The sequence below is a fragment of the Micromonospora sp. NPDC000316 genome, assembly GCF_042898885.1.
In the GTDB taxonomy this organism is placed as follows: Bacteria; Actinomycetota; Actinomycetes; order Mycobacteriales; family Micromonosporaceae; genus Micromonospora.
Genome location: NZ_JBIAZG010000002.1, coordinates 679,871 through 706,558 on the forward strand (window position 1 = coordinate 679,871; position 26,688 = coordinate 706,558).

Consider the following 26,688-nt stretch of genomic DNA (forward strand, 5'->3'; position numbering starts at 1 on the left):
ACCCGTCTCCACCTTTCAGAAAGGCAAGTCCTCACCATGCGTAAATCCTTCGGCACGTCGGTGGTGGCCATCAGCGCCGCCGCCATGCTGGCCCTCGCTGGCTGCGGCTCCGGCCGTAGCGAGGAGTCCGGCGGCTCCAGCGGAGACGCCAAGGGCTTCGCGGCGAACTCGCTGATCGGCGTCGCCCTGCCGGCCAAGACCTCGGAGAACTGGGTCCTCGCCGGTGACCTGTTCACCAACGGTCTCAAGGAGGCCGGTTTCCAGGCTGACGTGCAGTACGCCGGCGCGTCGACCACTGTCGCCGACCAGCAGGCCCAGATCACCGCCATGGTGACCAAGGGCGCCAAGGCCATCGTCATCGGCGCGACCGACGCCGCGCAGCTGTCGACCCAGGTCGCGGCGGCCCACCAGGCCGGCGTCAAGGTCATCGCCTACGACCGGCTCGTCCTGAACACGCCGGACCTCGACTACTACGTGGCGTTCGACAACTTCAAGGTCGGCCAGCTCCAGGGCCAGGCCCTGCTGGAAGGCATGAAGGCCAAGAAGCCGAACGGCCCGTACAACATCGAGCTGTTCGCCGGCTCGCCGGACGACAACAACGCCACTGTCTTCTTCAACGGCGCGATGGACGTGCTCAAGCCGGAGATCGACAAGGGCAACGTTGTCGTCAGCTCGGGTCAGAAGGACATCAAGCAGGCCGCCATCCAGGGCTGGAAGGCCGAGGGTGCGCAGGCCCGCATGGACCAGCTGCTCACCTCGACCTACGGCAACAAGGAGTTGGACGGCGTCCTCTCCCCGAACGACACGCTGGCCCGCGCGATCCTGACCTCGGTCAAGAGTGCTGGCAAGCCGATCCCGGTCGTCACCGGTCAGGACTCCGAGGTCGAGTCGGTCAAGTCGGTCGTGGCTGGCGAGCAGTACATGACGATCAACAAGGACACGCGGAACCTGGTCAAGGAGACCATCAACATGGTCAAGGCTCTCCAGGCCGGTGACAAGCCGCAGGTGAACGACACCTCGTCCTACAACAACGGCAGCAAGGTCGTCGAGACGTTCCTGCTCCCGCCGGTCGCCGTCACCAAGGCGAACGCGGCCGAGGCGTACGCCAACGACCCGAAGCTCGCTCCGCTCACCAAGTAATTCCGCACAGCAGGTAACGCCGATGGGTCCCGGATCTCCTGTTCCGGGACCCATCGTCGTCTGATCGTCCCGCACCACCCGGCACCAACCCCGGAAGGAGGTCTGACCGTGGACATACCCGTACGGTCCAGGCCCTCCGGCGCCGGCCACCACCCCGAATCCCCGCTGTCCTCGATCCCCGGCGCGAGCCAGGAGGAGATCCGGCGGCAGAACCTCGGCGCCGTGCTGCGCTACGTCCACCTGCACGGACCGACGTCGCGCGCCGCGCTGACCAGACATCTCGGCCTCAACCGCAGCACCATCGGCGCGCTCGCGGCCGACCTGACCGCCAGCGGCCTGGTCACCGAGGAAGCGCCGACCAGCGCCCGCCGCGCCGGCCGCCCCTCGCTTGTGGTCAGCCCACGCTCCGACCGGGTCTACGCCAACGCGCTGAGCATCGAGGCGGAGCGGTTGCGTGCCGCCCGGGTCGGCCTCGGCGGGCGCATCCTCGACCTGCGGGAGGCGCCCCGGCCCCGTGGCATGTCGGCCGTCGACGCCGTCGGCCCCCTTGCTGACCTGGTCCGCGACATGGAACGCGCCGTGGCCCCCGACACGTTGCTTGTCGGCGGCGCGGTCGCGGTCACCGACACCACCCGCGATCCGGACGGCAGGATCCAGATCGCCAGCGTCAACGAGAGCCTGGGCGTCGCCCTCGAGGCCGAGTTCCCCGGCGGCCCGGGTTTCGTGAGCGGCGACCTGGCCGACATCGCCGGCCTGGCCGAGCACGTCCGCGGCGTGGCCGCAGGCGTCGACGACGTGATCTACCTGCACGGCGACCTGGGCATCAGCGCCGGCATCATCGTCGGCGGCCGACTGATGATGGGCCACCACGGCTACAGCGGCAAGGTCGGCCACATGGTGGTCAACCCGAACGGCCTGCCCTGCGGCTGCGGTTCGCGCGGCTGCTGGGAGACCGAGATCGGCGAGGCCGCCCTGCTGCGCCACGCCGGACGGGAACCCGGTGACCGCGCCGCCGTGACCGACGTGCTGCGTGCGGCGGCCGACGGCGACCCGAAGGCCCGACAGGCCGTCGACCAGGTCGCCGACTGGCTCGGCTTCGGCGTGGGCAACCTGGTCAATGTGGTCAACCCGGACGCCGTGGTGTTCGGCGGCTCGCTGCGCGACATCTTCACCGCCGGGGCGGACACGGTCCGTCGTCGGCTGGACGCCATGCCGCTGCCGATCTCCCGCGAGCACCTGCGGCTCCAGCCGGCGGCCCTGGACCAGAACGCGGTCCTGATCGGCGCCGCCGAACTGGCCTTCGACAAGCTCCTGGCCGACCCGCTCAACGTCGGCGTCGCCGGCCAGTTGGGGTCCACCGACTCGGCGTAGGTCCCCCGGGCCTGAGCCGGCGATGAACCAGCCGGTGCCGTCGCCCAGCAGCGCCACGTCGCCGCCCGGCCGCCGTCGCCCTACGCGCCGCGCTCAGCCGGGTGGTCGTCGTCGTGTCGGTGTTGTCGCTCCGACCGCCGACGCGCGGGCAACTCCTGCACCACGCTGGTGCCGGTGCCCGGCCGGGACTCCCAGGACCAGGTCTCGTGCAACCGCAGCCGGCCGTCGGCGAGCACCGTCACTTCGGAGACGCAGTGCCCCGAGGACGTCTGTCCCTCGGCGTTGAGTTGGACGTAGCGGAAGTCCAGCCGGTCGCCCTCGCGTGTGCCGACCAGGTAGCCACGACGGATCGACCCCCCGGCGTACTCGGCCCACACCTCGCCGGCCCGCTCGTGGTACGCGAAGACTGTCTCCGTGCCGACCTCACCGGCCACCACATCCGTCTCGGCGGCGAAACGCCGACCGTCCAACGAGATCGTCATGCCGCCGAAGGTACTCGATCAACTGTTCCCGTACCCCCTACCGTATGTTGTACGGTAGACGCCTTCGATGCGTCGGAAGGGGATGGATGTGACAACGAGCGGTGCGGCGATAGTCGCGGAGGGGCTACGGAAGCGGTATCGGGACCGATACGCCCTGGACCGCCGAGCGGTAAGCGTCGGCGTCGGGCATCGACCCGGTGCCCTCGTGGAGGTGCTGCGGGCGCTCGAGCCTCGATGCCCTGGAACAGCCAGAACCGGTCCGCCGGCTGGTAGAGCTGCCAGTGGCAGGTCGTCGCCGGCTGAGCCCCGTCCGTAGGTCCGTGGGTCCCGGGTCAGGTTCGGCGGCCCTCGTCGCGGGTGGGGATCTCCTGGCGCTGTTCGAGTGCGTCCGCCGGGTTGGCATCGGCCGGAAGCGTCGTGACCTCTTCCAGCGTGCCCGCCGGTAGGGCGCCCTGTTCGGCCAGGTCGGCCTCGGACGCCTCCGTGTCGACGTCGCCCGACACCCGGTCCGGCGGCCCGTAGTCGACGGCGTTCTGCCGTTGCTCCACGGCGTCCGCCTCCGGAGGAGGAAACGTCGCGCCCTGTTCATCCCGGTACGTGCTCATCGGAGCCTCCTGCCCGGCGGGTGTCGACGGCCGCCGGGCCACTGCCTACCCGCCGCCGTCACGCTCAGGCATCCGAGCCGGCGCCAACGCCCTGGTGGGGGTCTCGCCGACAGGTGTGCCCGGATGCCGCCGGGGGCGCTCGGCATGCGCCAGGATGGGCGGGAGGACCGGGCCACGGTCACGACGAGGAGGCGCACGATGCGGGTACGCGGCTGGGTGACCCGAGGGCGGCGCGCCCGCCTGGGTACGACGCTCGCCGCCGCGCTGGCCGTGGCGCTGCCGCTGGCCGTGGTGCCGGCCCCGGGTCTGGCGGCGGCCGCGCCGGCGGGAACATCTGTGTGCCAGGTACGCGACGACCGGCTCACCGAGATCTCCGGGATGGTCGCCACCGACGACGGGTACGTGGTGGTCAACGACGGCGCCGACGACGAGGCCCGCCGCCGGATCTTCTTCCTCGACGACAGATGTGCGGTGCGGCGCGCGGTCAGCTACCCGTCCCGGCCCCGCGACACCGAGGACTTGGCGATCGGCCGGGACGGCACCGTCTGGGTCGCCGACATCGGTGACAACGACCGCACCCGGGAGACGATAGGGCTGTGGCGGCTCGCTCCGGGCGCCGACCAGCCGGTGCTGTACCGGATGACGTACCCGGACCGCCCGCACGACGCGGAGGCGCTGCTGCTCGACGGCAAGGGACTGCCGCTCGTCATCACCAAGGGCGGCAGCGGGGCCGTCTACCTGTACGCGCCGACCACCGCCCTGAAGCCGGGCACCGCCACGCCGATGGCCCTGGTTGGCGAGGTGGCCCTGCCGTCCACCACCACGAGCAACCCGTACTCGTTTGTCGGGCGCAGCGTGATCACCGGCGCGGCGAGCGCCCCGGACGGCCGCCGGGTGGCGTTGCGCAGCTACGCCGACGCGTTCGAGTACGACGTACCGAACGGTGACGTCGTCGCCGCGTTGACCACCGGCACCCCGAAGATCGTCGCGCTGCCCGACGAGCCGCAGGGCGAGTCGATCACCTACAGCCGGGACGGTCTGTCGCTGCTCACCGTCTCCGAGTCCGCCGGCCAGCCGCCCGGCACCCACCCGAGGGTCCTGCGCTACCCCGCAAGCTCCGCGCCGGAGCCGACGCCGCAACCCGCCGAGGCCACCACCGCAGCCCCACCAGCCTCCACGCCGGGCAGCCCGACGACCCAGGCGGCAGGCATCGGTGTGGGCCGGATCTGGCCGCTGGCGGCCGGCGGGGGGACGCTGCTGGCGCTCCTCGCGGTGGGTGGAGTGCTGTGGCGGCGGCACACCCTCCGGCGCTGACGCGGCAGGATGTGGTGATGTCCGTGCTCTCCGCGCTGCGCCACCCGATCATCGCCGCCCCGATGGCCGGCGGCCCGTCCACGCCGGCCCTCGTGTCGGCCGTCTCCGCGGCCGGCGGGCTGGGCTTCCTGGCCGCCGGAATGATCGACACCGGGCGGCTGGTCGCCGACATCGCCGAGGTCCGCGCGCAGACCGACCGACCATTCGGGGTGAACGTCTTCCTGCCCGGTGACGGCGCCGTCGACGAGGCCGCCATCCGGGTGTACGCGCGACGACTCGCCCCGCAGGCCGACCGGTTCGGGGTGAGCCTGGGCGAGCCGGTGGGCGGCGACGACGCGTACCCGGAGAAGCTGGCCGCGCTGCTCGCGGACCCGGTCCCGGTGGTGTCCTTCGCCTTCGGGCTGCCCGATCGGGCAGCCGTGGCGGCCCTGCGTGAGCGGGGCACCGAGGTGTGGGCCACCGTCACCCGTCCCGACGCCGCCACGGCCGCCGCCGAGCGGGGAGTGGACGCCGTCGTGCTCCAGGGCACCGAGGCCGGCGGGCATCGCGGCGGTGTACCGGACGACGACGACTACGCGGTGCTGCCGCTGCTCCGGCTGGCCGCCGCCCGCTGCGACCTGCCACTTGTGGCCGCCGGTGGCATCGCCGACGGCCCGGCTCTGGCGGCGGCGCTGGCCGCCGGTGCCGTTGCCGCGCAGCTCGGCACGGCGTTCCTGTGCTGCCCGGAGGCGGGCAGCTCGCACCTGCACCGCGCGGCGGTGGCCAGCGCCGCGCCTACCGCGTTGACGCGGGCGTACACCGGCAAGCGCGCCCGGGGTGTGGTCAACGCCTTCCTGCGGGAGCACGACCCGGCGGCACCGACCGGCTACCCGCAGGTGCTGCACCTGACCCGCCCGCTGCTCGCCGCGGCCCGGCGCGACCAGGACGCCTCGGTGGCCAACCTGTGGGCCGGACAGGCCCACCCGCTGGCCCGGGACGTGCCGGCGGCGCAGGTGGTCGCCGGGGTCAGCGCCGGTGCGCGGGCCGCGTTGACGGCGGCGGTCGAGCGGTCGACCCGCTGGGGCTGACCAGGCGACCGGCGGTCGGCCCCGGGCGGGCGGGACGCACCGGGTGGGCAACCCGTTAGAGTCTCGCCGTGATCGAGATCGACGCGCACGTCGACCTGTCCCACCCGCCCGACCGGGTCTGGCTCGCATTGACCGATCGGGAGCTGATCGGCCGGTGGTTCGCCGAGGCCGACATGGTCGAGGGAGTGCCGGACCGGCTGCTGTTGCACACCGCCGGGTTGCCCGGCTTCGATGCCAACGTCGAGGTCGAGGTGACCGAGCGGCGGGTGCCGGAGCTGCTGGAGCTGCGCTGCGACGAGGCCGGCCGGCTCACCGAGCTGACCTGCGTCATCGCCACCACCAGGCAGGGCAGCCGGCTGACCGTTCGGGAAGTCCCCACGCACGGCTCCTGGTCGGCCGAGCAGCACGAGCCGCGCGAGCAGCAGCTCCGTCAGGCGTTGACCGTGCGCCTGCCGGCCATTCTCGACTGGCTCGCGTTCCAACAGGTCGACCTGCGTCGCGACGACGCCGGGATGACTACCGAGCTACCGATGATCGGCGCGCGCGGCCCCGCCCGGGCCCGCCGTCGTCGCTGGGCGCTTGTCGCCGCGCTGGTCGGGGTCGTCCTCGTGGCGGGTCTGGTGGCGTGGATGACGCGCCCGGACGGGCCGAAGAACACCGCCGCGGCGGTCTCGGCGTCGCCGTCGGCGCCGGAGTCGACCGCCGCGGCGGTCGCGCCCAGCGCACCGCCGAAGGCGACACCGTCGGCGCGCCCGTCCCGGACCGTCGCATCGCCCACCGCAAGCCCGAGCCGCACTCCGACGGCGAAACCATCGAGTACGCCCACGACCGCGCCGCCGCCCCCGCCGCCGCTGACGGCCCGCTACGGCATCGAGGGCCGGTTGTTCGGCTACACAGGTGAGGTGGTGGTCGCCAATCCGGGCAGAGCACCTGCGGAGCAGTGGTCGGTGGTGGTGACCCTCGCCGAGGGCAGCAGCGTGGACGACGTGGACGGCGCGGACTGGCGGCAGGACGGGCGGGCGATCACCTTCAGCGGGCCGCCCGTGCCGGCGGGCGGGTCACGGACGATCCGCTTCGACGTGCGGGACGGCCGGCCCAAGGCCAGGGAGCCGGTGGGCTGCACGGTGGACGGCAACCCGTGCGCGGCCCTCTGACCTAGGCTCTCGACATGGCACTGCTGCACCGGGCGACGCTGCGCCCCACGAAGCTCGACCTGCTGACGACCTGGCTGCCCGGCCGACAGTGGTACGAGGGGCCGGCCGGGGTCGACGTGGTGAGCGCGGGCGCCTACCGATTCGACGACCCGGCCGGCTCGGTGGGCATCGAGACGATGCTTGTCGGTGCCCCCGGCGGGGCCGTGCACCAGGTGCCGCTGACCTACCGTGGCGCGCCCCTCGACGGCGCCGACGAGTGGCTGGTGGGCACCACCGAGCACTCGGCGCTCGGCCCGCGCTGGGTGTACGACGGCTGCGGCGACCCGGTCTACGCGGCGGCGCTGGCCCACGCGATCCTGGCCGGCACCGGTCAGGCGGAGCAGTATTTCGAGGTCGACGGCCGGCGTGAGGTGCGCGAGCCGACGATGACCGTCGTCGCCAGCGGCGCGGGGGACACGAGCGTGCGCCCGGTCGGCGACATCCGTCGGGTGGTCGACGGGGCCAGCGCTGTCATTTTCACCGACTCCGTCGAGCTGGTAGTGGTCCGCCGACCCGCGACGGACGGGGCCGTGGGTGCGGCCGGTGCCACCCTGAGCGGCAACTGGGACGGGCAGCCGACGATCGTGCCGCTGGCGTACGCCCGGACGCTCTGACGTCGGGGCGGTCGGAGAAGCCGTGCGGTGGGCGGCCCGACGAGATCGGGCCGCCCACCGCGTTCACCACCGCGACGGAGGCGGCGGCGGCGAGACCGGCGGCCGGTCGTCGCAGGTGATGGTGTTGGGCAGCAGCCACGGGGCGAGCCAGCCGCCGTCGTTGCCGCCGAGGTCGGTGAGCGTGAACTCCGATCCGGCAGGTGTGAAGTGGAACGACCCGCAGTTGTTGACGCCTACCGCGCCGATGTTTCGGGCGTCCACGTTGGCGAACGACGCCGACCCCGCCGAGCGGGCGCTGACCACCGAGGTGCCGGTGCCGTCGATGCGGATGTCGCGGAACCGCACGTTGCTGATCGAGTAGAGGTCCTTCACGGGCCAGTCGCTCACCAGCATGATCGCGTTGTAGGTGTTGTCGAGGTACGCGTCGCCGGTCACCTCGATGCTCGCGCCGATGCTCCGGTCCAGGGCGAAGATCCAGATGGCGCCGAGACCGATGTTCCAGTTCAGCTCGTACGTGCCGGCGCGGGCGGTCGTGTTGTTGGTGAACCGCAGGTGCCCGGTGAACGGCTCGGCGCCGAAGCGCGACCCGGCGTGCAGGCCGCTGCCCTCGCGGACCGGATCGGCGACGAGGTTGTTGGAGACGGTGGTGTCGGTGCCGCCGTAGATGGCGATGCCGTTGGCGAGCGTCGGGGACTGCACTGTGTTGTGGTCGAACGTGTTGCGCGCGTTCGCCGTCTTCTCCGACCACATCGCCAGGCCGTCGTCGCCTGTGTTGCGGACGAAGTTGTGCGCGACGAGCGAGTCGGTCACGCCGGTGTGGAAGTTGAGCGCGTCGGCGATCTGGTCGACGATGATGTTGTTGGTGACGCGTACGTTGCGCATCGGCCCGTCGAACCACACGCCGACCTTTGTGTGGTGCAGGTAGAGGCCGTCGATCGTGGAGTCGCTCATCGCGCCACCGATCGCGTTCACCTGGTCGGTGTCGATGCGCTCCCGGACGTCGCCCTCGATGGCGAAGCCGGAGAGGTGGACGTTGCGGCTGCCGCCGTCGGCGGCGTCGCGGCCGTAGAAGCCGACGCCTGTGTGCACCGAGCCGTCCGGCGCGGGCGTCGGCAGGGCCACCTCGCGCCCCCTGATGATCGTGTGCCAGTTGCCGGCGCCCTCGATTGTCACGTCGTCCACGACGATGTGCCTGTTGACCTGGTAGGTGCCCGGTGGGATGTAGACCTTCAGGTGGGCGCGCCGGGCGAGGGCGATGGCCCGGTCCAGGGCGTCGGCGGAGTCCCGCCGGCCGGTGGGGTCGGCGCCGAAGGCCAGCACGTTCGCCGCGAGCAGTCGGATGCGCGGTGGCGCGACCAGTTCGGAGTCGAGCAGGTCGATGACCGTCCAGGCGGCGGCGGTGCCGGTCGGCGCGGTGAGCCGGATCGTGTCGCCGGCCCGGTAGGTGCGTCCGAGCAGCAGTCGCTGTTCGTCGTAGAAGTGGGTGGGCCGGAACGGCGTGCTGATGCTCGGGTACGGCGTGGTGGCCGCCGGCACGCACTGGCACTCGGTGATCCACCAGTCGGGGTGCAGCAGCCCGGCGCGGGGGTCGTTGGAGAACGGGTACTGGTTGTAGAGCCACGAATATTGCGAGGTGAGCGTCATGGTGCGCAGGTGCGTGCCGTTGGCGGCGACCCGCAGCGGCGCGGTGATCCCACCGCCGGCCGGCGCGTCCGGGATGCTGTACCGAACGGTGATGCCGTTGGCCGCGCGGGGCAGGACGAACTCGACGTACTGGCCGGGGGCGAGCCGGACCGCCCGGCGGCCGGACGCCTCGGAGGGCAGCGTGTAGGCGGACCGGTCGGGGCCGATGACGGTGCCGTTGGTGCGGGCGTTCTCGGCCTCCTGCTCGACGAAGTCGACGTCGGCGCCGCGTCCGGCGACGAGCGCCGGGTCGAGGGCGGCCCGGGTGACCACCGGCCGCGCGGTGGACGAGGGCGGCCCGGCGACGGCGACTGTGGACCCGCCGGTGACGAGCAGGGCGACGGCGGTCGCGAGGGTGACGGCGGTCAAGGCCGACCGGCCTGGGCGCCCCCGCGCTGGCATCGACATCCGAAACATCGGTGACACTCCTCTGTGGGTGGTGGTGGGAGGCCCGTCCGGCGCTTCCCCCGCGCCCGACATTGATCGTTATGATGCCAGCACCGAACATAGCGCTGCAAGACCGCAATCGAGTAGCGAAAAGAACAGACAGCTCGACTGCAAAAAATGGACCTTCGGCGAGTTGAGGTGTCGTTCTACGGGTGCGCCCCGGCCGCACCCGCCCGGCGTAGGCTGTGCCGCGTGGAGCAAGAAGACCGGATCGCCCTTTTCCTTGACTATGAGAACCTCGCGCTGGGGGCCCGCGACAATCGTGGCGGCGCGGCCTTCGACTTCCGGCCGATCGCCGACGCGCTGGCCGAGCGGGGGCGGGTGGTGGTGCGGCGGGCGTACGCCGACTGGTCGTTCTTCGACGAGGACCGCCGGATGCTCACCCGGTCCCACGTGGAGCTGATCGAGATCCCGCAGCGGATGGGCGCCTCCCGCAAGAACGCGGCCGACATCAAGATGGCAGTGGACGCGATCGAGTTGGCCTTCGAGCGTGACTACATCTCCACGTTCGTCATCTGTAGCGGTGACAGCGACTTCACCCCGCTGGTGCACAAGCTCCGCGAGCTGAACAAGAAGGTCATCGGCGTCGGCGTCGAGGGGTCGACCTCGGCGCTGCTCCCCCCGGCGTGCGACGAGTTCCTCTACTACGACCGGCTGGAGGGCGTGGACATCCCGCCGACCTCCAGCCGGCGGGGCCGCCCGGTCCGGCAGCCCGGGCCCGGCCAGCGACCGCCCGAGCCGGAGCAGGAGGAGCGGGAGCAGGAGGCGGAGGGTCGGCCGGCGGGGGAGGAGCCCGGCCGCGACGTGGACGCCCTCGCCGTGCTGGTGGCCCAGACGGTGGCCGGGTTGCAGGGCAGCGCCAGCGGCGAGGTGACCGCCTCCCGGCTCAAGCGGACCCTGCTGCGCAAGGACCCGACATTCAGTGAGTCCGACTACGGCTTCCGCACCTTCGGCGAGCTGCTGCGCCACCTCGCCCAGCACAACGTGGTCGAGTTGGCGGAGGGCCCGGCGAAGGGCGACCCTGAGGTCTCGCTGCCCGAGCACGGCGACCGGGAGGTGGCCTTCGGTCTGCTCCGTGGCGTGGTGGGCGACCTCGGCAGCGCTGGCAACCCGGTGGCGCTGTCCGGCCTGAAGAACCAACTGCGTCGCGCCCGTCCCGACTTCAGTGAGAAGAAACTCGGCTACCGCAGCTTCCTCCAGTTCTGCAAGGCCGCCGCCACAAGTGGTGCTGTCGACCTGCGCTGGAGCCCGGAGGCGGACGACTACCTGCTCACCACCCGGACCTGACCCCCCACCCCGATCCGGGTTGGTGAATGGGGCCGTCGTCGTCTGAGCTGGCGCTCAGGTGGAGGAGGGTCGCCCGTTGGAAGGTTGCTAACCGTTAACACTGCGCCGGATTTACGCCCGACTTGTTCTCCTTGCCCCGTTCTGGCCATTCCTGCGCCGTACCCTCCGCGCAAAATTTGCTATACGGTCGGCGAATGAAGGTCGAGGAGCATTGGTGGAACGGAGACACGACTCCGCGCGGGCGCCGGGACGTGTACATCCGTACTGATGGGCAGGGTTGGGAGGTCCGCGCCCAGATCGGTGGGGCGTCGGGTCGTGAGCGGGTGCAGCAGTGCCCAAGCCGGGCCTCGGCGGCCATCCTCGCCGATGCGTGGCGCGGCACGCACCCATCCTGGCGTGAGCTGAAGCAGCGCTGATCCGGCACCGGGCCGGGCCGGCAACGCTCCTGGGCTCCAGCCCGGCGCGCTAGCCGGCCGGCCCGGTGTCCACGTCACCCGGGCACCGGTGCTGCGGACGACGATCAGGCGATCGGGACCGGGAGCGTCACACCCTCGGTGGCCGACAGGTGCGCCAACTCGATCAGCTCGACCGTGGCAGCCGAGTCCCGTGGGTCCACAGGCATCGGCGTGCCGTCGCGCAATGCCGCCGCCACCTGCTCGTAGAAGTTCTGGTACGCCCCGGGCTCGGTCGGCACCGGGCGCAGGTCGCCGTCGACGCCGAGCAGGCCGTACCGCTCCGGACCGACCTCACCCCAGCCCGGCTGGTCCGGTCGGCCACCCTCGTGCAGCGCTGCCTCCTGCACGTCGAGGCCGTACGTCGTGTAGCCGGCCCGGTCGCCCAGCACCCGCAGCCGAGGCCCGAGCTGAGCGGTCACCGCACCCATCCACAGGTGCGAGTGCACCCCGTTGGCGTGGGTCAACGCCACGAAGGCGTCGTCGTCGACGGCCGCACCGGCACGGCGACGGTCCACCTCCGCGTAGACGCGCTCGACCCGACCGAACAACTGCACCGCCTGGTCGACGAGGTGGGCGCCGAGATCGAAGAGGGCACCACCGGCCTCCTCGGGGCCGGCGAGCTCGCGCCAGCCCGGCTTGATCGTCGGCCGGAACCGCTCGAAGCGGGACTCGAAGCGCAGCACCCGCCCCAGCTCGCCCTGCTCCACCAGGCGACGGGCGGTCAGGAAGTCACCGTCCCAACGCCGGTTCTGGAACACCGTCAGCGGCACCCCACGCTCCGCGGCCTCGTCGACGAGCGCGCGGCTCTCGGCGGCGGTCGGGGCGAGCGGCTTGTCGACGACGACAGGCAGACCGGCGGCCAGCGCCGCCCGCGCCATCGGCACGTGCTGCCGGTTCGGCGTCGCCACCACGACAAGGTCCAGAGCCTCCGGTGTACGCCACAGCTCGGCGGCGTCGTCGACAAGCCGGGCGTCCGGGAAGTGCTGGCGGGCCTGCTCGCGCCGCTGCGGGTCGCGGGTCACGATGGCGTCGAGTCGCAGCCCCGGCGTCGCGGCGATCAGCGGCGCGTGGAACACCCGCCCCGCCAACCCGTACCCCAGCAGACCGACCCGCAACGCCTCCGACATGCCGTGCTCCTCCCCGGCCCGCGCCCGAGTGGCTGCGGCACCGCCTGTCGAATCTACGCGCTGCGGCAGGAGGCGTGATCCGGCCCCGGTGCTGGTCAGCCGGCCGGGTCGGCGCGCAGATAGGTGAGAACGGCGAGCACGCGGCGGTTGGTGTCGTCACTCGGCGGCAGGTCCAGCTTCAACAGGATGTTGCCGACGTGCTTGCCGACCGCCGCCTCGGTGACGTGCAGTCGGGCGGCGATCGACGCGTTGGACCGGCCCTCGGCCAGCAGCGCCAGCACCTCACGTTCCCGATTGGAGAGGGCGCGCAGCGGGTCGCGCGGGCGGTGCAGCAGTTGCCGCACCACGTCCGGGTCGATTGCGGTGCCGCCGGCGGTGACCCGGCGCAGCGTGTCGACGAACTCGGTGACCTCAGCCACCCGGTCCTTGAGCAGGTAGCCCACCCGCTGGCCGTCGCCGCTGTCCAACAGCGCCGCCGCGTACCCGGTCTGCACGTACTGGCTGAGGACCACCACCGGGAGCCGGGGTCGCTCGGCGCGCAGCGCGACTGCCGCACGCAGCCCGTCGTCGCGCCGGTCCGGCGGCATCCGGATGTCGGTGAGCACCAGATCCGGCTGGTGCGTGCGCGCCGCGTCCAGCAACTCGGGCGCGGAGCCGACGGCGGCGCACACCTCGAAGCCGAAGCGGGTCAGCAGCGCGACAAGGCCCTCCCGCAACAGCACCTCGTCCTCGGCGAGCACCACAGTCACCGGGGCCATGGCAGCTCCACCCGGATCAGGGTAGGCCCACCGGGTGGGCTGGCCAGCAGCAGCCGCCCATCGGCGGCGGCGACCCGGTCGGCGAGACCGGTCAGGCCGGTGCCCCGGGACGGGTCGGCGCCGCCGCGTCCGTCGTCGGACACCTCGATGACGAGATCGCCGTCGGCCCGGCTGAGGCGGACCTGGGCGCGGGTCGCCCCGGCGTGCCGGACCACGTTGCCAAGCGCCTCGGACACCACGAAGTAAGCGGTGGTCTCGACGATCTCCGGCAACTCCCCGTCCAGGTCGGCGGAGACGGTGACAGCGACAGGAGCCGCGTCGGCAAGTTCCCGGACGGCGCCGGCGAGGCCGAGATCGGTGAGGCTCTGCGGGCGGATGCCGTGCACCAACTGCCGGAGCATCACCATCAGGCCCTTCGCCTGGTCGTGCGCGACCGCGAGCGGCCGGGCGGCGGGGGAGTCCTCTGCCAAGTCCAGCCGGGCCAGGCCCAACTGGAGCGTGAGGCTTGTCAGCCGGGGTTGCGCGCCGTCGTGCAGGTCGCGCTCGATCCGGCGTCGCTCGGCCTCGTACGCGCCGACAAGCCGGGTCCGGGACCGGGCGACCTCGCGCAGCGCGGCCGCGTCGACCGGCCGGGCCAGCATCCACCGGGCCACCGCGGCCTGACCGGCGGCGAGCAGCCCTGCCGCGTACCAGAGCACGGGAACGAGCAGCACACCCACGATCGCGTACGGGATGGCCTCGCCAGCGGTGTCCACCGTGCCCCAGACGACTATCACCTGCGCGGCGTCGCCGGACTCGGACGTGCTGTCGAACGCCAGCCACGGGCTCGCGATCAACCCGAGGTCGAGGAGCACCAGAAGCAGGAACACCCAGTACGCGACGGGCGCGATCCCGCCCAGCCAGAACAGGTACGCCACCTCACGCCAGCCGGCAGCGCTGCGGTAGCGGGCGGCCAGGCCGGTCCACCGCGGCGCCGGCAGAGGGCGGCCGTCCACGAGGCCGAGCCGCCAGCGTTCGACGACGGCGACCGGGAAGCTCACGATCGGCGCCAGCGCCAGCAGTGTGAGACTGCCGACGGCCAGGAACAGCATGAGGGGGAGATCCGGCGGTCGGCCGTGCTGCCGGAGCGCGTTGACGGCGGCAAGCAGTGGCGCGCCGATGACGAGAAGCCCGACGGCGAGCACGCCGGCGACCGGCACTGTGCTGATCAGGTAGGCAAGCGCTCGCCAGGGCCAGGCGGACACCAGCCAGTCGCGGCGGCGCAGCGCCTCGGCCAGGTGACGACTGTGTTCCGAGGTCATGCCGCAGACGCTATTCGCCGACGGCCCGGCACCCCAGCCGTCCAGATCCCCAACCGAGGTATGCCCAGGCCTACCTGTGCCACCTGTCGTCGATACGAACCCCGCCGGGTGTGGCATGACGACAAACGGGAAGAAGGTGCCGTCACGCCCTCAGGTCGCGGATGGAGAGACATGGGTGCAGGAACGTCTGTGGTGGTCGGCGGTGGGCGCCGGCTGCGCGCGGACGGGCGGCGGTGACAGCCGCGGCCGGACCCGCTGAGCGTCCGGCCCCCGCCTGGGCGCCCCTGCGCATCGCTGCCTACCGCAATCTCTGGCTGGCTCTGCTCGCCGCCAACGTCGGCACGTGGATGCAGACCGTCGGCGCGCAGTGGCTGCTCATCCACCAGGCCAACGCCTCCACGCTCGTCGCGCTGGTCCAGACCGCCAGCCTGCTGCCGGTGCTCCTGCTGGCGCTGCCCGCCGGGGTGCTGGCCGACAGCTTCGACCGTCGGCACCTGTTGATCTCCGTGCAGCTGTTCCTGGTCGCGGTGGCGGCGGTGCTGGCAGTGCTCACCTTTACCGACCGGATGCCGCCGGCGCTGCTGCTCACCCTCACCTTCGCGTTCGGGGTCGGGCAGGCGCTGACCCTGCCGGCCTGGGCGGCGGTGATTCCGGAGCTGGTGCCGCAGGAGCACCTGCGCTCGGCGTCGGCTCTCGGCTCGATAAGCGTGAACGCCGCGCGGGCCGTCGGACCGGCGGTGGCAGGCGTGCTCATCGCCCAGACCGGCGTCGCCCCGGTCTTCGCGCTGAACGCTGTGGCGTTCGGCATCTTCGCGTACGCGTTGTGGCGCTGGCGGCCCGGCAACACCCGCGCCGTCGAGGTGCCCGAGCGGTTCACCGCCGCGCTGCGCGCCGGCAGCCGCTTCGTACGTCACTCACCGATCGCCCGCCGGCTGCTGCGCCGTTCCATGGTCTTCGTCGTCCCGGCCAGCTCGTTGTGGGCGTTGCTGCCGCTCGTGGCGGATCGACGGCTGGGGTTGGGCTCCGGCGGGTACGGGCTGCTGCTGGCCGCCCTCGGGGTCGGCGCGGTGGGAGGTGGATTCCTGCTGTCCGTTTTCCGCACCCGACTGTCGGCCAACCAGCTGCTGCTGATCTCCGGCGCGCTGTTCACCATCGCGTTGACAGTGGTCGGCACGGTACGTGTGGTGCCGCTTGTGCTCGTCGCCCTGTTGCCCGCCGGGATGGCCTGGGTGACGGTGCTGGCCAACATCAACGCCGAGATGCAGCTCTTCCTGCCCGGCTGGGTACGAGCCCGAGGGTTGGCCGTCTACCAGATCTTCTTCGCCGGCGGGCAGGCTGCCGGTGCCCTCGTCTGGGGTCTGGTCGCCGACCTGGGCGGGCTGGTGCTCGCCTATCTGGCTGCGGCGGCGGTCATGCTGCTCGGCACCGTGACGAGTCGGCTCTGGCCGTTGCCGGACCTGCGCACGGACAACCGGCAACCGGCGGTCTACTGGCCGCAACTGGACCTGGTGTACGAGCCGGATCCGGGGGTCGGGCCGGTGCTGGTGACCGTGAATTACAGGGTGCGGCCGGAACGTGCGCAGGCGTTCCTCGCCGCGATGGACGTGGTGCGCGGTGCCCGGCAGCGGACCGGCGCGATGCGATGGGGGCTGTTCCGGCCGGCCGAGACGGAGAACCTGTTCGTCGAGGTGTACCTGGTGCCGTCCTGGGGCGAGCACCTGCGCCAGCACGGCGGCCGGTTGACGGCCGAGGACCGTGCGGCCGAGCGGCGGGTCCAGGAACTGACCGAGGGTGCGCCGGAGATCCTCCACCTGCTGCCGGCGGCCGCAGGCCCGACACTCAGCGACGATCGCGAAGGCGTCTGACCCGGCTCCGGGTGACGTACGGCGTACGGGCACGTTGTTAGGATGGCCGGATCATGGCGAGTCAGCGTAAGGCGACCGCGGGTCCGGCCCGCAGTCTGGCCATCCTGTGGCGCACCCGGGAGCCGACCAGCCGCAGTGCCGGGCCGGGGCTCACCGTCGACCGGATCGTCCGCGCCGCGATCGAGATCGCCGACGCCGAGGGCCTCGACGCGTTGACCATGCGTAGGGTCGGTGAGGCGCTGGACGTCGGCACGATGTCCGTCTACACGTACGTGCCGGGCAAGGCCGAACTCGTCGACGTCATGATCGACACCGCGTACGGCGAGATGCCCCGCACTCCCGTCCCCGGCGACTGGCGGGCCCGGTTGGAGCGGATCGCCCGCGACAATCTCGCGCTCTATCAGCGCCACCCCTGGATGCTGCGGGCCGAGACGACCCGGCCGGTGCTCGGTCCCCACCTGGTCGCCAAGTACGACCACGAACTCGGCGCGGTCGCCGACATCGGGCTCACCGACGTGGAGATGGACGCGGTGCTCACCCTCGTCCTCGGGCACGTCAAGAGCGCCGCACGCGCCGCGTCGGAGGTTCTCGACCTGGAGCGGGAGACCGGCCTGACCGAGGGTCAGTGGTGGCAGTCGCACGCGCCGTGGCTGGAGACGTTCCTGACGGCCGAGAAGTTCCCCACCGCCTCGCGGGTCGGCACGGCGGCAGGTCAGCAGCACGGTGCCGCGTACGCCCCGGAGTACGCCTTCGAGTTCGGCCTGCAACGCGTCCTCGACGGCATCTCGGTGGTTGTCGCCGAGCGGGCGTCCAGCGGGCAGGCCGGCTAGCGAAGCGTCCCGGCGGCCCGCCGGAATCACCCCGGGCACCTCCCCATGGGTGGTACGACTGTGGCGGCGACGTCGGCTGCGGCCCGGGGAGGACGGCGAATGGCGAGCGGTCTTCCGGCGCGGCTGCTGCAACGGCGGGAAAATCCTCGCCGCACGTCGTTCCTGGAGCTCTTCTTCGACCTGACCGTCATCTTCGCGCTGACCCGGCTGTCCCGGGCGATCCTCGACGACCTCAGCATCCGCGGCGGCTTTCAGGTGTTGCTGCTGCTGGCGGCGATCTGGTGGGTGTGGTTCGTGACCGCCTGGTCGGCCGACTGGTTCGACCCGCGCGCCCCGCTGATCGTCGTCCTGCTGCTCTGGGTGATGTTCGGCGGCCTGTTCATGGCCGCCGCCGTGCCGACCGCGTTCGACAAGCACGCCCTCGTGTTCGCTGTCGCCTACGTCGCCATCCACCTGGGCCGGGCGGCGCTGCTGCTGCCGGCCCTGTGGGGGCACCCCGCGCGGCTGCGGACCGCGCGCGTGGCTATCTGGTTCGCGGTCTCCGGCGTGCTGTGGATCGTCGGCGCGGTGGTCGCCCGGGCACGGGAGGTGCTCTGGGCGCTTGCCCTGCTGATGGAGTACGGCCTGGCGCGGCTGCGCTGGCCGACGCCGAAGCTCGGCCGCAGCTCGTGGTCGGACCTCCAGGTCAACGGCGACCATCTCTCCGAGCGCTACCAGCAGATCTTCATCATCGCGCTTGGTGAGCTCATCCTGATGGCCGGCGTGACCTACAGCGACGCCGGCTTCGATCGGCAGCGCACCACGGCGTTCGTCGTGGCGGTCGTGACGGCGGCTGCCCTCGCCCGGCTCTACCTGGTGCCCGCCGGCGGGCGGGTGGGCATCGCCATCCAGGCGGCCGGCCCGCCCGGCAGCAAGCTGGCGCTCCTCGCCGGTTACCTGCACCTCGTCATGATCGCGGGCGTGTTGGCCACCTCCGTCGCCGTGGAGATGACGATCGAGGACCCGGCGTTGCGCGATCAGGGGCACCTGGTCGTGGGTGTCGTCGGCCCGGCGCTGTTCCTGACCGGCCGGATCCTGCTCTCGACGCTTGTCGACTCCAACCTGCCCTGGGCTCGGCTGATCGGTGTGCCGGTCATCATCGTGGGCGGGATCGCGAGCATACGGCTGTCGCAGCTCGCCGCCAGCGCAGTCATCACCGTGCTGCTGCTCCTGATCGTCCTGCTCGACGCGATGCCCGGCCTGTGGAGGCGGGAGACAGCCGACGGAAGCGACGTGGTCGACAAGCGGCGCCGTGCGTAGCGGGCCGATGCCTGAGGGGCCGGCACGGCGGGGCGACATCGTGGAGTTGCGGGTGCACGGCGTGTCGGGGGCACGACCGGAGCGGATCCTCGACCGGGCGCACGTCCGGCAGGTCGCCGGCGACGAGCACGGCGGCTTCCACCGCCCCGATCCGCCGGACGGCACCAGCCCGGACGGCGTGACGCTTGAGGCGTACCGGTGGGGTGATCTGCCGTCGGGCACCGTGGCCCGCACGCTGTCCCTGGTCTTCCTGCTGCCGTTCATGCTCAGCAACGTGGCGGTCTGGATGCGGCCGGTCGGCCGGCGCCGTGGGCCGGCGGTCACCGTGCTGTGCCGGCTCCTCGCGCTCAACCTCACCACGCTGTACGTGCTGTCGACCGCAGGTGTCGCACTCGACCTGCTCGCCTGGAGGTGTCTCGGCGCGGCAGGCTGCCGTGGCCCGTTCGACACCCTGGCCGGGCTCGACGACCGACAGGTCGGGCAGCGGCTGGCGGTGCTGGCGCTGCTGCCGATCGCCGCCGTCGCCTTCCTGCGCCTGCTCGGCACCCGGCGGCCCCGAGCGGCCGACATCCCGCAGGTGGCAGTCGAACCGACTGTGGGACGGCTGCGCGTGATCCACATCGCCGTCGCGCTCGTCGTGCTGGACGTGCTGCTGCTCGTGGCCCGGTCGGCGGGCGGGGCGACGGCCTGGACGTCCACGCTGCTGGCGCTCGCCGTCGTGGTGCTGCTGGTCGGCGCCGGTCTGGTCGCCGTACCCGGGGGCCGGCTCGGCGGGATGCGGGTCGAGCGCGGCGTCACCCGGGTCGCCCACGCGACGCGGGTGATGGCGTACGCCCTGAGCGTCGCCACCCTCGTGACAGTCGCCATGGACTCGCGCGGGTGGCCGTCGTCGGCCGGGCTGCCCGGCTATGACCAGATCGTCGCCGTTGCGTTGCTGAGCCAGATGGCGTTGCTTGTGGCGTTGAGTGGTGTGGTGCTGTGGCGGCCGTCCGGCTGGAGCGGTCGGTCGGCCCTCTCGGGTGGGCTCGGCGCGGCGGTCGTGGCGGCCCTCGCGGTCGGCCTGGCAGGTGCGTTCTCGGCCAACCTCGTCTATCAGACCGGGGACCTGCTCGGCGGTTACCGGGGCGATGGTGGGCCGCCGCGGGCGTACCGGTGGACGATCCTGGCCTTCTTTCTGCACGTCGCCTCGGCGGCGGTGCTGTGCGGCGCGTTGCTGCTGTTGTCGTGGCGACGCCGGTGGCGCGCGGCGGAGGCGATCACCGCGCGGGACTTCCCGGTCGCGCCCTCCGTGGCCGGCGGACGACTGCGGCAGGTGACGGCGACAATCGCGCGGGCCCGGATCACCGAGTGGCTGGGGCTGCTCACCGTCACGTACGCCCTGCTCGCGGTGGTCGGCCTCGGCACGAGCGTGCCGGGGCTGTTCGGGCTCGAACCGGACCGGCTGGCCGAGCAGGTGCTCGGGTTGTCCGCCGGGTCCGTCGGCGTCGGCCTCGCCCTGGGCAGCTATCTCGTCGCCGGCGTGGTGGTCGCCCTGGTGCTGGGCGGTGTGTTCGCCTACCGGACGACGTGGTTCCGCCGGCACGTCGGGATCCTGTGGGACCTGGGCACGTTCTGGCCCCGCACGGCCCACCCGTTCGCCCCGCCGAGCTACGCCGACCGGGCGGTGCCGGAGCTTGTCGACCGGATCACCCGGTTGGCTGAGCGACACACAGGGGTGCTGCTCTGCGGGCACAGCCACGGCTCGGTGTTGCTGGCCCTGGCGGTGCTGCGGCTTCCGGCGCGGGTGCGTCGACGGGTCGCGCTGCTCACCTACGGCTCCCCGTTGGACCGCCTGTACGCGCGGCTGTTCCCGGCGTATCTCGGTGTGGAAGTGCTGCGCGAGGTGGGGGAGCGGGTCGGCTGGCGGTGGGTCAACCTGTGGCGCGACACCGACCCGGTCGGCGGCTGGATCTTCGTCGCGCACCGGCCCGGGGATCCACCGGCCGACGCCGCCGACCCGGCCGGACGGGTCGACAGTCGCTTGCGGGACCCACGGGACGTGTCGCCGGCGCCGGGCGAGCACCACCCGCCGCCGGTGCGGGGCCACCACCCGGGGGAGTCCGACCCCGAGTTCCGGGCGGCGGTGTGCGACCTCGCCGGACGGCTGCGCGACCTGGACCGTCGCCGCGCGGATCGCGAGCCCGGGGACAGGTCATGAGCCTTCGGGTTGCCTGTCGGACTCGGCGACGACGGTCCGGACCTTGCGCAGGGTCGCGTCGGGCGCCCGGATCGCCGCCCGCCACCGGTCCAGCGTGCGGGTGAGCACCCGGACGACGAACTGCAGCTGGTTGACCTGCTCGCGCAGCAGCCCCAGCTCCGATCGGGCGCTTATCGCCTGACCCTCCAACTCGGTGATCCGGGTCTGCAACGGTTGCACGAGGGTCAGGGCGGCTTCGGTGAGGGTGTCGGCCGCGTCGGCCTTGAACTTGCCGCGCTGCACCACGACTGTGGCGATGGCGGCGAGGCCTGTGGTTCCGCCGAGGATGCCGAGCAGGCTGAGGAGCACCTGCACCCAGTGCGGCGCCTCGGGGGCGGGTGCTGAGATCACGTGACACCTCCGACGACCTGTTGATGGGTCGCGCACTGGTGGCTGTAGGCCAGGCAGCGCAGGTCGGCGGCGATCTGGGCGGCCCGCCAGAACGACCCCGCCGGCACCGCGCTGATCAACGACGCCGCGACGACGCCCTGCTGGCCCGTCACCGCCACGAGCGCCACCGCGTACATGCCGGTGATGGTGCCGAGCACCAGGACGGACGCGAACTCGATGCCGAGGCCTGTGGAGAGCCGACCCGGCCACAGGATGCCCAGCAGCCCGGCGACGCCGACGATGATCAGGGAAACTTCCCAGCCGAGCTGGACCACGTCCGGCATGGACAGTTCGACCGACTGAGGTCGGGCGTCGAGCGCCATCAGTAGGACACCACAGATGGGCGTCGTGACAAGCGCGGCCACCTCGAACGGCTGGTGCTTGGCCCGGTTTCGCAGATTTCCCACGGCAACTCCCTGGTCGAGGACCGTGGTCACCCGCCGCCTGCCCGGGGCCGTTCCGTTGCTGCTGGCGCGCGACCGCGGGGCGCCCGGTGGAGGCGGTACGTGTGGACGGTCGATGGTCGAGGAGGTGAGCGACTCGCCGCCGTTGGCTGGCCGGTATCTGCCTGTTTATCACCGGCAGGCGGTTTGCGTCCACCTGCGTAACGTCGTGTTTCCGCAGGTCAGAGCCCGGTTGGAGGCCCTGCGGAGGGCGTTTGGGCGGCGCACGCGCGTGGAGGGGCCGGCTCACCGACCCCTCCACGCCACTGACTACTTTCAGTGTCGGATATTTAACTGAACGTCATGAGGGTTGGCTGATCGATCACCGCAGCAGCAGGGCACGCAGCGCCCGGACCACCACTGCCGGCGCCTCCTCGGCCATGAAGTGCCCGCAGGTGACCGTCTGGTGCTCCAGATCCGCCGCCCACGCCCGCCACACCGCTGCGGCGTCGTAGCCGAGGGCCGCGCCCCAGTCCTGCTGGAGCACGGTCACCGGCATCCGCAGCCGATTACCCGCCTCCCGGTCGGCGGTGTCGTGGGCGACGTCGACCCCGGCGGACGCCCGGTAATCGGCCACGATCGAGGTGACCGCCTCCCGGGACGCGCGCAGGTACGCGGCCCGCACATCGGCCGGCAGCGCGTCGGGATCGCGGGTCCAGACGTCCAGGAAGTGGCCGAAGAACGCGTCCGGGCTGGCACCGATCATCTCCTCGGGCAGGCCGGGCGGCTGCGCCATCAGGTACAGGTGGAACCCGACAGCCGCGGAGACGCCGTGCATCACATCCCACATGTCAAGCGTGGGCAGGACGTCGAGCAGGGCGAGCTGGCTGACCGCCGCCGGATGGTCGAGGCCGGCGCGGAACGCGACAAGGGCGCCCCGGTCGTGCCCCACAAGCGCGAAGCGCTCGTGGCCGAGCGCCTTGGCCAGCGCCACGACGTCGGCGGCCATGGTGCGCTTGGCGTACACACTGCCGTCGGTGTCCACGGGCTTGTCGCTGTCGCCGTACCCCCGCAGGTCGGGGCAGATGACGGTGTGGTCGGCGGCCAGGTCGGCCGCGACGTGACGCCACATGAGGTGGGTCTGCGGGAAGCCGTGCAGCAGCACGATCGGAGGTCCGGAACCGCCCACGGCGGCGGTGAGCGTCACGCCGTCGGCGACGGTGACGCGCCGGTAGTCGAAACCGTTGATCCTCGGGTCCACGGGGAACCTTCCTGGTGAGCGGGGCCGGCGGGGGCGGTGCCCGTCGCCGTCGTACGCTGTCGAGCCTGCGCGGCGGCGATCAGTGGCCGGTCAGCGTCGGATCAGTGCCGGCGGCCGGGCCGCCCGCGACGATCCGCCTAGATTGGTGCCATGACCAGGCAGCCGACCGCACCCCCGGCGGTGACATTCGGTGTGCTCGGGCCGGTGACCGCAGTGGCGGAGCACGGCCCCGTCCCGCTCAAGGGGCCTCGGCAGCGCTCGGTGCTGGCCCGGCTGCTGATCGCCCGCGACCGGGTCGTGCCTGTGGAGCGTCTCGTCGACGATCTCTGGGAGGTCCCGCCGGTCGGCGCGGTCGGCGCGATCCGGACCTTCGTCGCCGACCTGCGACGGGCGCTGGAGCCCGACCGTCCGCCCCGGCAGCCGCCCCGACTTCTGGTGACGGAGCCCTCCGGGTACGTCCTGCGGGCCGCAGCCGAGGCGGTCGACGCCGGGCGGTTCGAGGCGGCGGTGGGCGAGGCGGGACGGCTGTTGACGGCGGGGCTGCCCGCGCCGGCCCTTGACGAGTTGGACGCCGCGCTCGGCCTCTGGCGTGGCCCCGCGTACGCCGACTGCGCGGGCGAGGTCTGGGCGATCGCCGAGATCAACCGGCTGGACGAGCTGCGGACGCTTACCGTCGAGCGGCGGGCCGAGGCGCTGCTGGCGTTGGGCCGGCCGGACGAGGCCGCCGCCGACCTGCCCGCCCACCTCGCCCGCCACCCGCTGCGGGAGGACGCCTGGCGACTGCTCGCGATGGCCCGGTACCGCGCCGGTCGGCAGGGTGAGGCGCTGGCCGCGCTGCGCCAGGCCCGCGACATCCTGGTGGCCGAGCTGGGTCTGGACCCCGGGCCGGAGCTGCGGCGGTTGGAGGCCGACATCCTGGCCCAGGCGCCGCACCTCACCGTCGCCCCCGCCACGGCCAACCCGGCCGGACCGGCGCGGGCAGGCGTGTCCGGACCAGTGCCGCAACGGCCGTTCGTGGGGCGGGACGCGGAGCTGGATCGGCTGCGACACGCCGCCGAGACCGCTGCCCGCGACGGCCGACCCGCGCTCGCACTGATCAGCGGTGACCCGGGCGCCGGCAAGACCGCGCTGGCCGAGGCGTTGACCCGGCGACTCGCCGCCGAGGGCTGGACCACCGCGTGGGGCCGCAGCCCGGAGTACGAGGGCGCGCCGGCGGCCTGGCCGTGGACACAGATCACCGACGCGCTCGCCGGGCCGCCCGCAGGCGGTCCGGTCCGGGCGGCCGGAACGGACGTCCCGGGCGATCCCGCCGTGGCCCGGTTCCGCAGGCACCGCGCGGTGGCGGCGTTGATCTCGGCCGCCGCCGACCGGGCGCCCGTGCTGCTGGTCCTGGACGACCTGCACCGCGCCGACGGTGACACGCTCGACCTGCTGACCGCCCTGCTCACCGGCCCGCAACCGGCAACCGGGCCGGTGCTGATCCTCGGCACCTACCGGGCCACCGAGATCAGCCCGGAGTTGACCGCCGCCCTCGCCCGCGCCGCCGGCCTCGAACCGGTGCGGGAGTACCTGGGCGGCCTGGCCGACGAGGCGACAGGCACGCTTGCCCACGTCGTCGCCGGTGTCGACCTGGACCCACCCACCGTCCGGCTGATCCACCACCGCAGCGGCGGCAATCCGTTCTTCGTCCGCGAGCTGGCCCAGCTGTACGCGGCCGAGGGTGCCGCCGCGCTCGCGGCGGTGCCGCCCGGGGTACGCGACGTCATCCGGCACCGCCTCGCACAGCTGCCCGAGCCGACCCGCACCGTGCTGCGGCAGGCGGCAGTGCTCGGCCGGGACCTCGACCCGGAGGTGCTCGACGCGCTGACGGGCGACCCGGCGGCCCTGCTGGACGCCCTGGAACGGGCGTTGCGGGCCGGGTTCCTGACCGAGCAGGAGCCCGACGGACGGCTACGGTTCACCCACATCCTGGTCCGCGACACGCTCTACGCCGACCTGTCCGCGCCACGCCGCGCGGCCTGGCACGCCGCGGTGGCCGAGGCGTTGCAACGACGCGAGCCCGTCGACCCGGCCGCGCTCGCCCACCACCTGCTGCGCGCCGGCGGGCCGGCGGCCGCCCACCGAGCGGCCGGCTACGCCCGTACCGCCGCCGAACTGGCCGAGCGGGACGGCAATCCGCACGAGGCGGCCCGGTTGTGGGCGCAGGTCATCGAGGCGTACGACAGGGCCGGCGGGACCGAGCGGCGCGAGCGGTTGGGCGCGGTGCTCGGCCTGGGGCGTGCCCTGGCGGTGACCGGCCGGCTGGCGCAGGCGCGGCGGTATCGGGCCGAGGCGATCGCCGACGCCGAGGCAGTCGGTGACGCCCGTCTGATCGCGGAGGTGCTTGCCGGCTTCGACGTGCCCGCCATCTGGACCCGCAACGACGACGACCTGCTCTCCGAGCGGATCGTCCGCGCCGCCGAACAGGCCCTGGCCGGGCTCGGCCCGACCGGCTCCGCGCAGCGCAGTCGGTTGTTGAGCACGCTCGCGCTGGAGCTGCGCGGCACCACCGGTGACAGTGGTCGCCGGGCCGCCGTCGAGGCCGAGACGATCGCCCGGGCCGCCGGAGACCCCGGGCTGTTGGCCTTCGCGCTCAACGCGCGCTTCATGCACGCCTTCGACCGCGTCGGGCAGGCCGCCCAGCGGGCCCGGATCGGCACCGAACTTGTCGACCTGGCCCGCCGGCACCAGCTGGTCACCTTCGAGGTGCTGGGCCACCTCATCCTGGTCCAGGCGTGCTGTGCGCAGGCGGACCGTGTCGGCGCCGACGGGCACGCCCGCGCCGCCGACGACCTCGCGCTGCGGTACGAGCTGCCGCTTGTCGGCGTCTTCACCGGCTGGTACGCCGCGCTGCGCCTGGCCCTGGACGGTGACCGGGCGGCGGCGGCCGACGCGTACCGGGCGGCGGCCGATCGGCTGCCCGCCGACGGCATGCCGGGTCTGACCCGTGGGCTGCTCCCGCTCGCGTTGCTCGGCCTGCGTCTGGCCGAACCGCCGGCCGACCCGCCTCCCGCCGACGGGGCCGGCACCGCCCCGCCGGCCGGTGCCACGCGGCCGGTCCTCGGCCTGAGCGGTGTGTCGATCCCCGGGCCGGACGACGCGGCCTGGGCGAGCCTCGACTGGGGTCCGCACGAGCCGTGGGTCCGACCGTTGCTGCTCGCGGCCGACGGCGACCGGGAAGCCGCCCGAGCGGCCCTGCGGGCCCTGCCGGACGGACCGCACGACCTGCTGCGGGAGGCGCGGCTCTGCCTCACCGCCCGCGCGGCGCTCGCCGTGGACGACCGGGCGATCATGGAGGACGTCGCCGCGGCGCTCCGGCCGGCCGCCGCCGAACTGGCCGCCGGCAGCGGGGTGCTCACCGTCGGCCCGGTGGCCGCTCACCTCGCCGATCTGGCCGCCGCCCTGGGCCGCGACGAGGAGGCGGCGCACCACCGCCATACCGCCCACGCGGTCACCGCACGGGCCCGCGCCACCGTCGACCCCGCCTGAACGTCCCCGACGCTCGCGCCCGAGGTGACTTACCGGATCTCGCGGAACGGGC

The 26,688-nt window shown here is 72.9% G+C and carries 22 protein-coding genes; 13 read left to right on the top strand and 9 right to left on the bottom strand.

All coding sequences use genetic code 11. The features are described 5' to 3' along the window. Positions 1–36 precede the first annotated feature (36 nt). On the top strand, positions 37–1,140 hold the full coding sequence (locus ACFY2Q_RS07680; RefSeq protein WP_387128365.1) for a substrate-binding domain-containing protein: 1,104 nt from the start codon (positions 37–39) through the stop codon (positions 1,138–1,140). 165 nt (positions 1,141–1,305) lie between these two features. After that, on the top strand, positions 1,306–2,511 hold the full coding sequence (locus tag ACFY2Q_RS07685; RefSeq protein WP_387128478.1) for an ROK family protein: 1,206 nt from the start codon (positions 1,306–1,308) through the stop codon (positions 2,509–2,511). 80 nt (positions 2,512–2,591) lie between these two features. Here the strand turns inward: ACFY2Q_RS07685 and ACFY2Q_RS07690 are convergent, their stop codons facing one another. Both ACFY2Q_RS07690 and ACFY2Q_RS07695 read right to left on the bottom strand, forming a co-directional pair. Next, positions 2,592–2,993, bottom strand: coding sequence for a hypothetical protein (locus ACFY2Q_RS07690; RefSeq protein ID WP_387128366.1), 402 nt, complete (start codon positions 2,991–2,993; stop codon positions 2,592–2,594). Positions 2,994–3,325: 332 nt separating this feature from the next. Next, the gene (locus tag ACFY2Q_RS07695; protein ID WP_387128367.1) at positions 3,326–3,598 is read right to left on the bottom strand and encodes a hypothetical protein; all 273 of its coding nucleotides are present in this window, start codon (positions 3,596–3,598) and stop codon (positions 3,326–3,328) included. A 123-nt stretch (positions 3,599–3,721) separates the two neighbouring features. Here ACFY2Q_RS07695 and ACFY2Q_RS07700 point away from each other — a divergent pair, with 123 nt between their 5' ends. The 4 genes from ACFY2Q_RS07700 (at position 3,722) to ACFY2Q_RS07715 (ending at position 7,786) form a co-directional block, all read left to right on the top strand. Next, entirely contained in the window at positions 3,722–4,912 is a 1,191-nt protein-coding gene (locus tag ACFY2Q_RS07700) for a hypothetical protein (protein WP_387128368.1), read from the top strand. Between the two features lie 17 nt (positions 4,913–4,929). After that, positions 4,930–5,979 (top strand): NAD(P)H-dependent flavin oxidoreductase, encoded by a 1,050-nt coding sequence (locus ACFY2Q_RS07705; protein ID WP_387128369.1) that lies wholly within the window; start codon positions 4,930–4,932, stop codon positions 5,977–5,979. A gap of 68 nt (positions 5,980–6,047) precedes the next feature. After that, positions 6,048–7,133, top strand: coding sequence for an SRPBCC domain-containing protein (locus tag ACFY2Q_RS07710; RefSeq protein WP_387128370.1), 1,086 nt, complete (start codon positions 6,048–6,050; stop codon positions 7,131–7,133). A 14-nt stretch (positions 7,134–7,147) separates the two neighbouring features. Then, entirely contained in the window at positions 7,148–7,786 is a 639-nt protein-coding gene (locus ACFY2Q_RS07715; protein ID WP_387128371.1) for a hypothetical protein, read from the top strand. Between the two features lie 63 nt (positions 7,787–7,849). On the opposite strand, the gene ACFY2Q_RS07720 is transcribed toward ACFY2Q_RS07715, so the two are convergent. Then, entirely contained in the window at positions 7,850–9,871 is a 2,022-nt protein-coding gene (locus tag ACFY2Q_RS07720) for a glycosyl hydrolase family 28-related protein (RefSeq protein ID WP_387128479.1), read from the bottom strand. Between the two features lie 237 nt (positions 9,872–10,108). On the opposite strand from ACFY2Q_RS07720, the gene ACFY2Q_RS07725 reads away from it, so the two are divergent. Further along, positions 10,109–11,203 (top strand): NYN domain-containing protein, encoded by a 1,095-nt coding sequence (locus ACFY2Q_RS07725; RefSeq protein WP_387128372.1) that lies wholly within the window; start codon positions 10,109–10,111, stop codon positions 11,201–11,203. Between the two features lie 194 nt (positions 11,204–11,397). Beyond that, positions 11,398–11,619: a hypothetical protein gene (locus tag ACFY2Q_RS07730; RefSeq protein WP_030335934.1), complete on the top strand. Its 222-nt coding sequence runs from the start codon at positions 11,398–11,400 to the stop codon at positions 11,617–11,619. A 104-nt stretch (positions 11,620–11,723) separates the two neighbouring features. Here ACFY2Q_RS07730 and ACFY2Q_RS07735 read toward each other — a convergent pair whose 3' ends face one another. From ACFY2Q_RS07735 to ACFY2Q_RS07745, 3 genes are all read right to left on the bottom strand, one after another. Then, a complete protein-coding gene (locus ACFY2Q_RS07735) occupies positions 11,724–12,785 on the bottom strand; it encodes a Gfo/Idh/MocA family oxidoreductase (protein WP_387128373.1) in 1,062 nt (353 codons plus the stop codon). A gap of 95 nt (positions 12,786–12,880) precedes the next feature. Then, positions 12,881–13,543 carry a response regulator gene (locus ACFY2Q_RS07740; protein ID WP_387128374.1) on the bottom strand — a complete coding sequence of 221 codons (663 nt, stop codon included), beginning with the start codon at positions 13,541–13,543 and terminating at the stop codon, positions 12,881–12,883. Continuing rightward, positions 13,531–14,844: a histidine kinase gene (locus tag ACFY2Q_RS07745; RefSeq protein WP_387128375.1), complete on the bottom strand. Its 1,314-nt coding sequence runs from the start codon at positions 14,842–14,844 to the stop codon at positions 13,531–13,533. The genes ACFY2Q_RS07740 and ACFY2Q_RS07745 overlap by 13 nt, the downstream gene beginning before the upstream one ends. Positions 14,845–15,077: 233 nt before the next feature. On the opposite strand from ACFY2Q_RS07745, the gene ACFY2Q_RS07750 reads away from it, so the two are divergent. The 4 genes from ACFY2Q_RS07750 (at position 15,078) to ACFY2Q_RS07765 (ending at position 21,035) form a co-directional block, all read left to right on the top strand. Continuing rightward, positions 15,078–16,709, top strand: coding sequence for an MFS transporter (locus tag ACFY2Q_RS07750; RefSeq protein WP_387128376.1), 1,632 nt, complete (start codon positions 15,078–15,080; stop codon positions 16,707–16,709). 53 nt (positions 16,710–16,762) lie between these two features. Then, entirely contained in the window at positions 16,763–17,539 is a 777-nt protein-coding gene (locus ACFY2Q_RS07755; protein WP_387128377.1) for a TetR/AcrR family transcriptional regulator, read from the top strand. A gap of 99 nt (positions 17,540–17,638) precedes the next feature. After that, entirely contained in the window at positions 17,639–18,838 is a 1,200-nt protein-coding gene (locus ACFY2Q_RS07760; RefSeq protein WP_387128378.1) for a low temperature requirement protein A, read from the top strand. A gap of 7 nt (positions 18,839–18,845) precedes the next feature. Next, entirely contained in the window at positions 18,846–21,035 is a 2,190-nt protein-coding gene (locus ACFY2Q_RS07765) for a hypothetical protein (protein WP_387128379.1), read from the top strand. Here ACFY2Q_RS07765 and ACFY2Q_RS07770 read toward each other — a convergent pair. The 3 genes from ACFY2Q_RS07770 to ACFY2Q_RS07780 all read right to left on the bottom strand — a co-directional run bounded on the left by ACFY2Q_RS07770 (position 21,030) and on the right by ACFY2Q_RS07780 (position 23,108). Further along, positions 21,030–21,425, bottom strand: a complete 396-nt coding sequence (locus tag ACFY2Q_RS07770; RefSeq protein ID WP_387128380.1) for a hypothetical protein — start codon at positions 21,423–21,425, stop codon at positions 21,030–21,032. The genes ACFY2Q_RS07765 and ACFY2Q_RS07770 overlap by 6 nt on opposite strands. Continuing rightward, the gene (locus ACFY2Q_RS07775) at positions 21,422–21,871 is read right to left on the bottom strand and encodes a hypothetical protein (protein ID WP_387128381.1); all 450 of its coding nucleotides are present in this window, start codon (positions 21,869–21,871) and stop codon (positions 21,422–21,424) included. The genes ACFY2Q_RS07770 and ACFY2Q_RS07775 overlap by 4 nt, the downstream gene beginning before the upstream one ends. Before the next feature lie 358 nt (positions 21,872–22,229). Continuing rightward, on the bottom strand, positions 22,230–23,108 hold the full coding sequence (locus tag ACFY2Q_RS07780; protein WP_387128382.1) for an alpha/beta fold hydrolase: 879 nt from the start codon (positions 23,106–23,108) through the stop codon (positions 22,230–22,232). 150 nt (positions 23,109–23,258) lie between these two features. Between ACFY2Q_RS07780 and ACFY2Q_RS07785 the strand changes: the two genes are divergently transcribed. Further along, the gene (locus ACFY2Q_RS07785; RefSeq protein WP_387128383.1) at positions 23,259–26,636 is read left to right on the top strand and encodes a BTAD domain-containing putative transcriptional regulator; all 3,378 of its coding nucleotides are present in this window, start codon (positions 23,259–23,261) and stop codon (positions 26,634–26,636) included. The last annotated feature ends 52 nt before the right edge of the window (positions 26,637–26,688 follow it).

Coding starts and splice junctions, on each gene's coding strand:
- ACFY2Q_RS07690 (WP_387128366.1), bottom strand. CDS start 2,993: ATGACGATCTCGTTGGACGGTCGGCGTTTCGCCGCCGAGACGGATGTG.
- ACFY2Q_RS07730 (WP_030335934.1), top strand. CDS start 11,398: ATGAAGGTCGAGGAGCATTGGTGGAACGGAGACACGACTCCGCGCGGG.
- ACFY2Q_RS07705 (WP_387128369.1), top strand. CDS start 4,930: ATGTCCGTGCTCTCCGCGCTGCGCCACCCGATCATCGCCGCCCCGATG.
- ACFY2Q_RS07720 (WP_387128479.1), bottom strand. CDS start 9,871: ATGCCAGCGCGGGGGCGCCCAGGCCGGTCGGCCTTGACCGCCGTCACC.
- ACFY2Q_RS07785 (WP_387128383.1), top strand. CDS start 23,259: ATGACCAGGCAGCCGACCGCACCCCCGGCGGTGACATTCGGTGTGCTC.
- ACFY2Q_RS07680 (WP_387128365.1), top strand. CDS start 37: ATGCGTAAATCCTTCGGCACGTCGGTGGTGGCCATCAGCGCCGCCGCC.
- ACFY2Q_RS07735 (WP_387128373.1), bottom strand. CDS start 12,785: ATGTCGGAGGCGTTGCGGGTCGGTCTGCTGGGGTACGGGTTGGCGGGG.
- ACFY2Q_RS07715 (WP_387128371.1), top strand. CDS start 7,148: ATGGCACTGCTGCACCGGGCGACGCTGCGCCCCACGAAGCTCGACCTG.
- ACFY2Q_RS07760 (WP_387128378.1), top strand. CDS start 17,639: ATGGCGAGCGGTCTTCCGGCGCGGCTGCTGCAACGGCGGGAAAATCCT.
- ACFY2Q_RS07700 (WP_387128368.1), top strand. CDS start 3,722: ATGCCGCCGGGGGCGCTCGGCATGCGCCAGGATGGGCGGGAGGACCGG.
- ACFY2Q_RS07745 (WP_387128375.1), bottom strand. CDS start 14,844: ATGACCTCGGAACACAGTCGTCACCTGGCCGAGGCGCTGCGCCGCCGC.
- ACFY2Q_RS07695 (WP_387128367.1), bottom strand. CDS start 3,598: ATGAGCACGTACCGGGATGAACAGGGCGCGACGTTTCCTCCTCCGGAG.
- ACFY2Q_RS07765 (WP_387128379.1), top strand. CDS start 18,846: ATGCCTGAGGGGCCGGCACGGCGGGGCGACATCGTGGAGTTGCGGGTG.
- ACFY2Q_RS07755 (WP_387128377.1), top strand. CDS start 16,763: ATGGCGAGTCAGCGTAAGGCGACCGCGGGTCCGGCCCGCAGTCTGGCC.
- ACFY2Q_RS07740 (WP_387128374.1), bottom strand. CDS start 13,543: ATGGCCCCGGTGACTGTGGTGCTCGCCGAGGACGAGGTGCTGTTGCGG.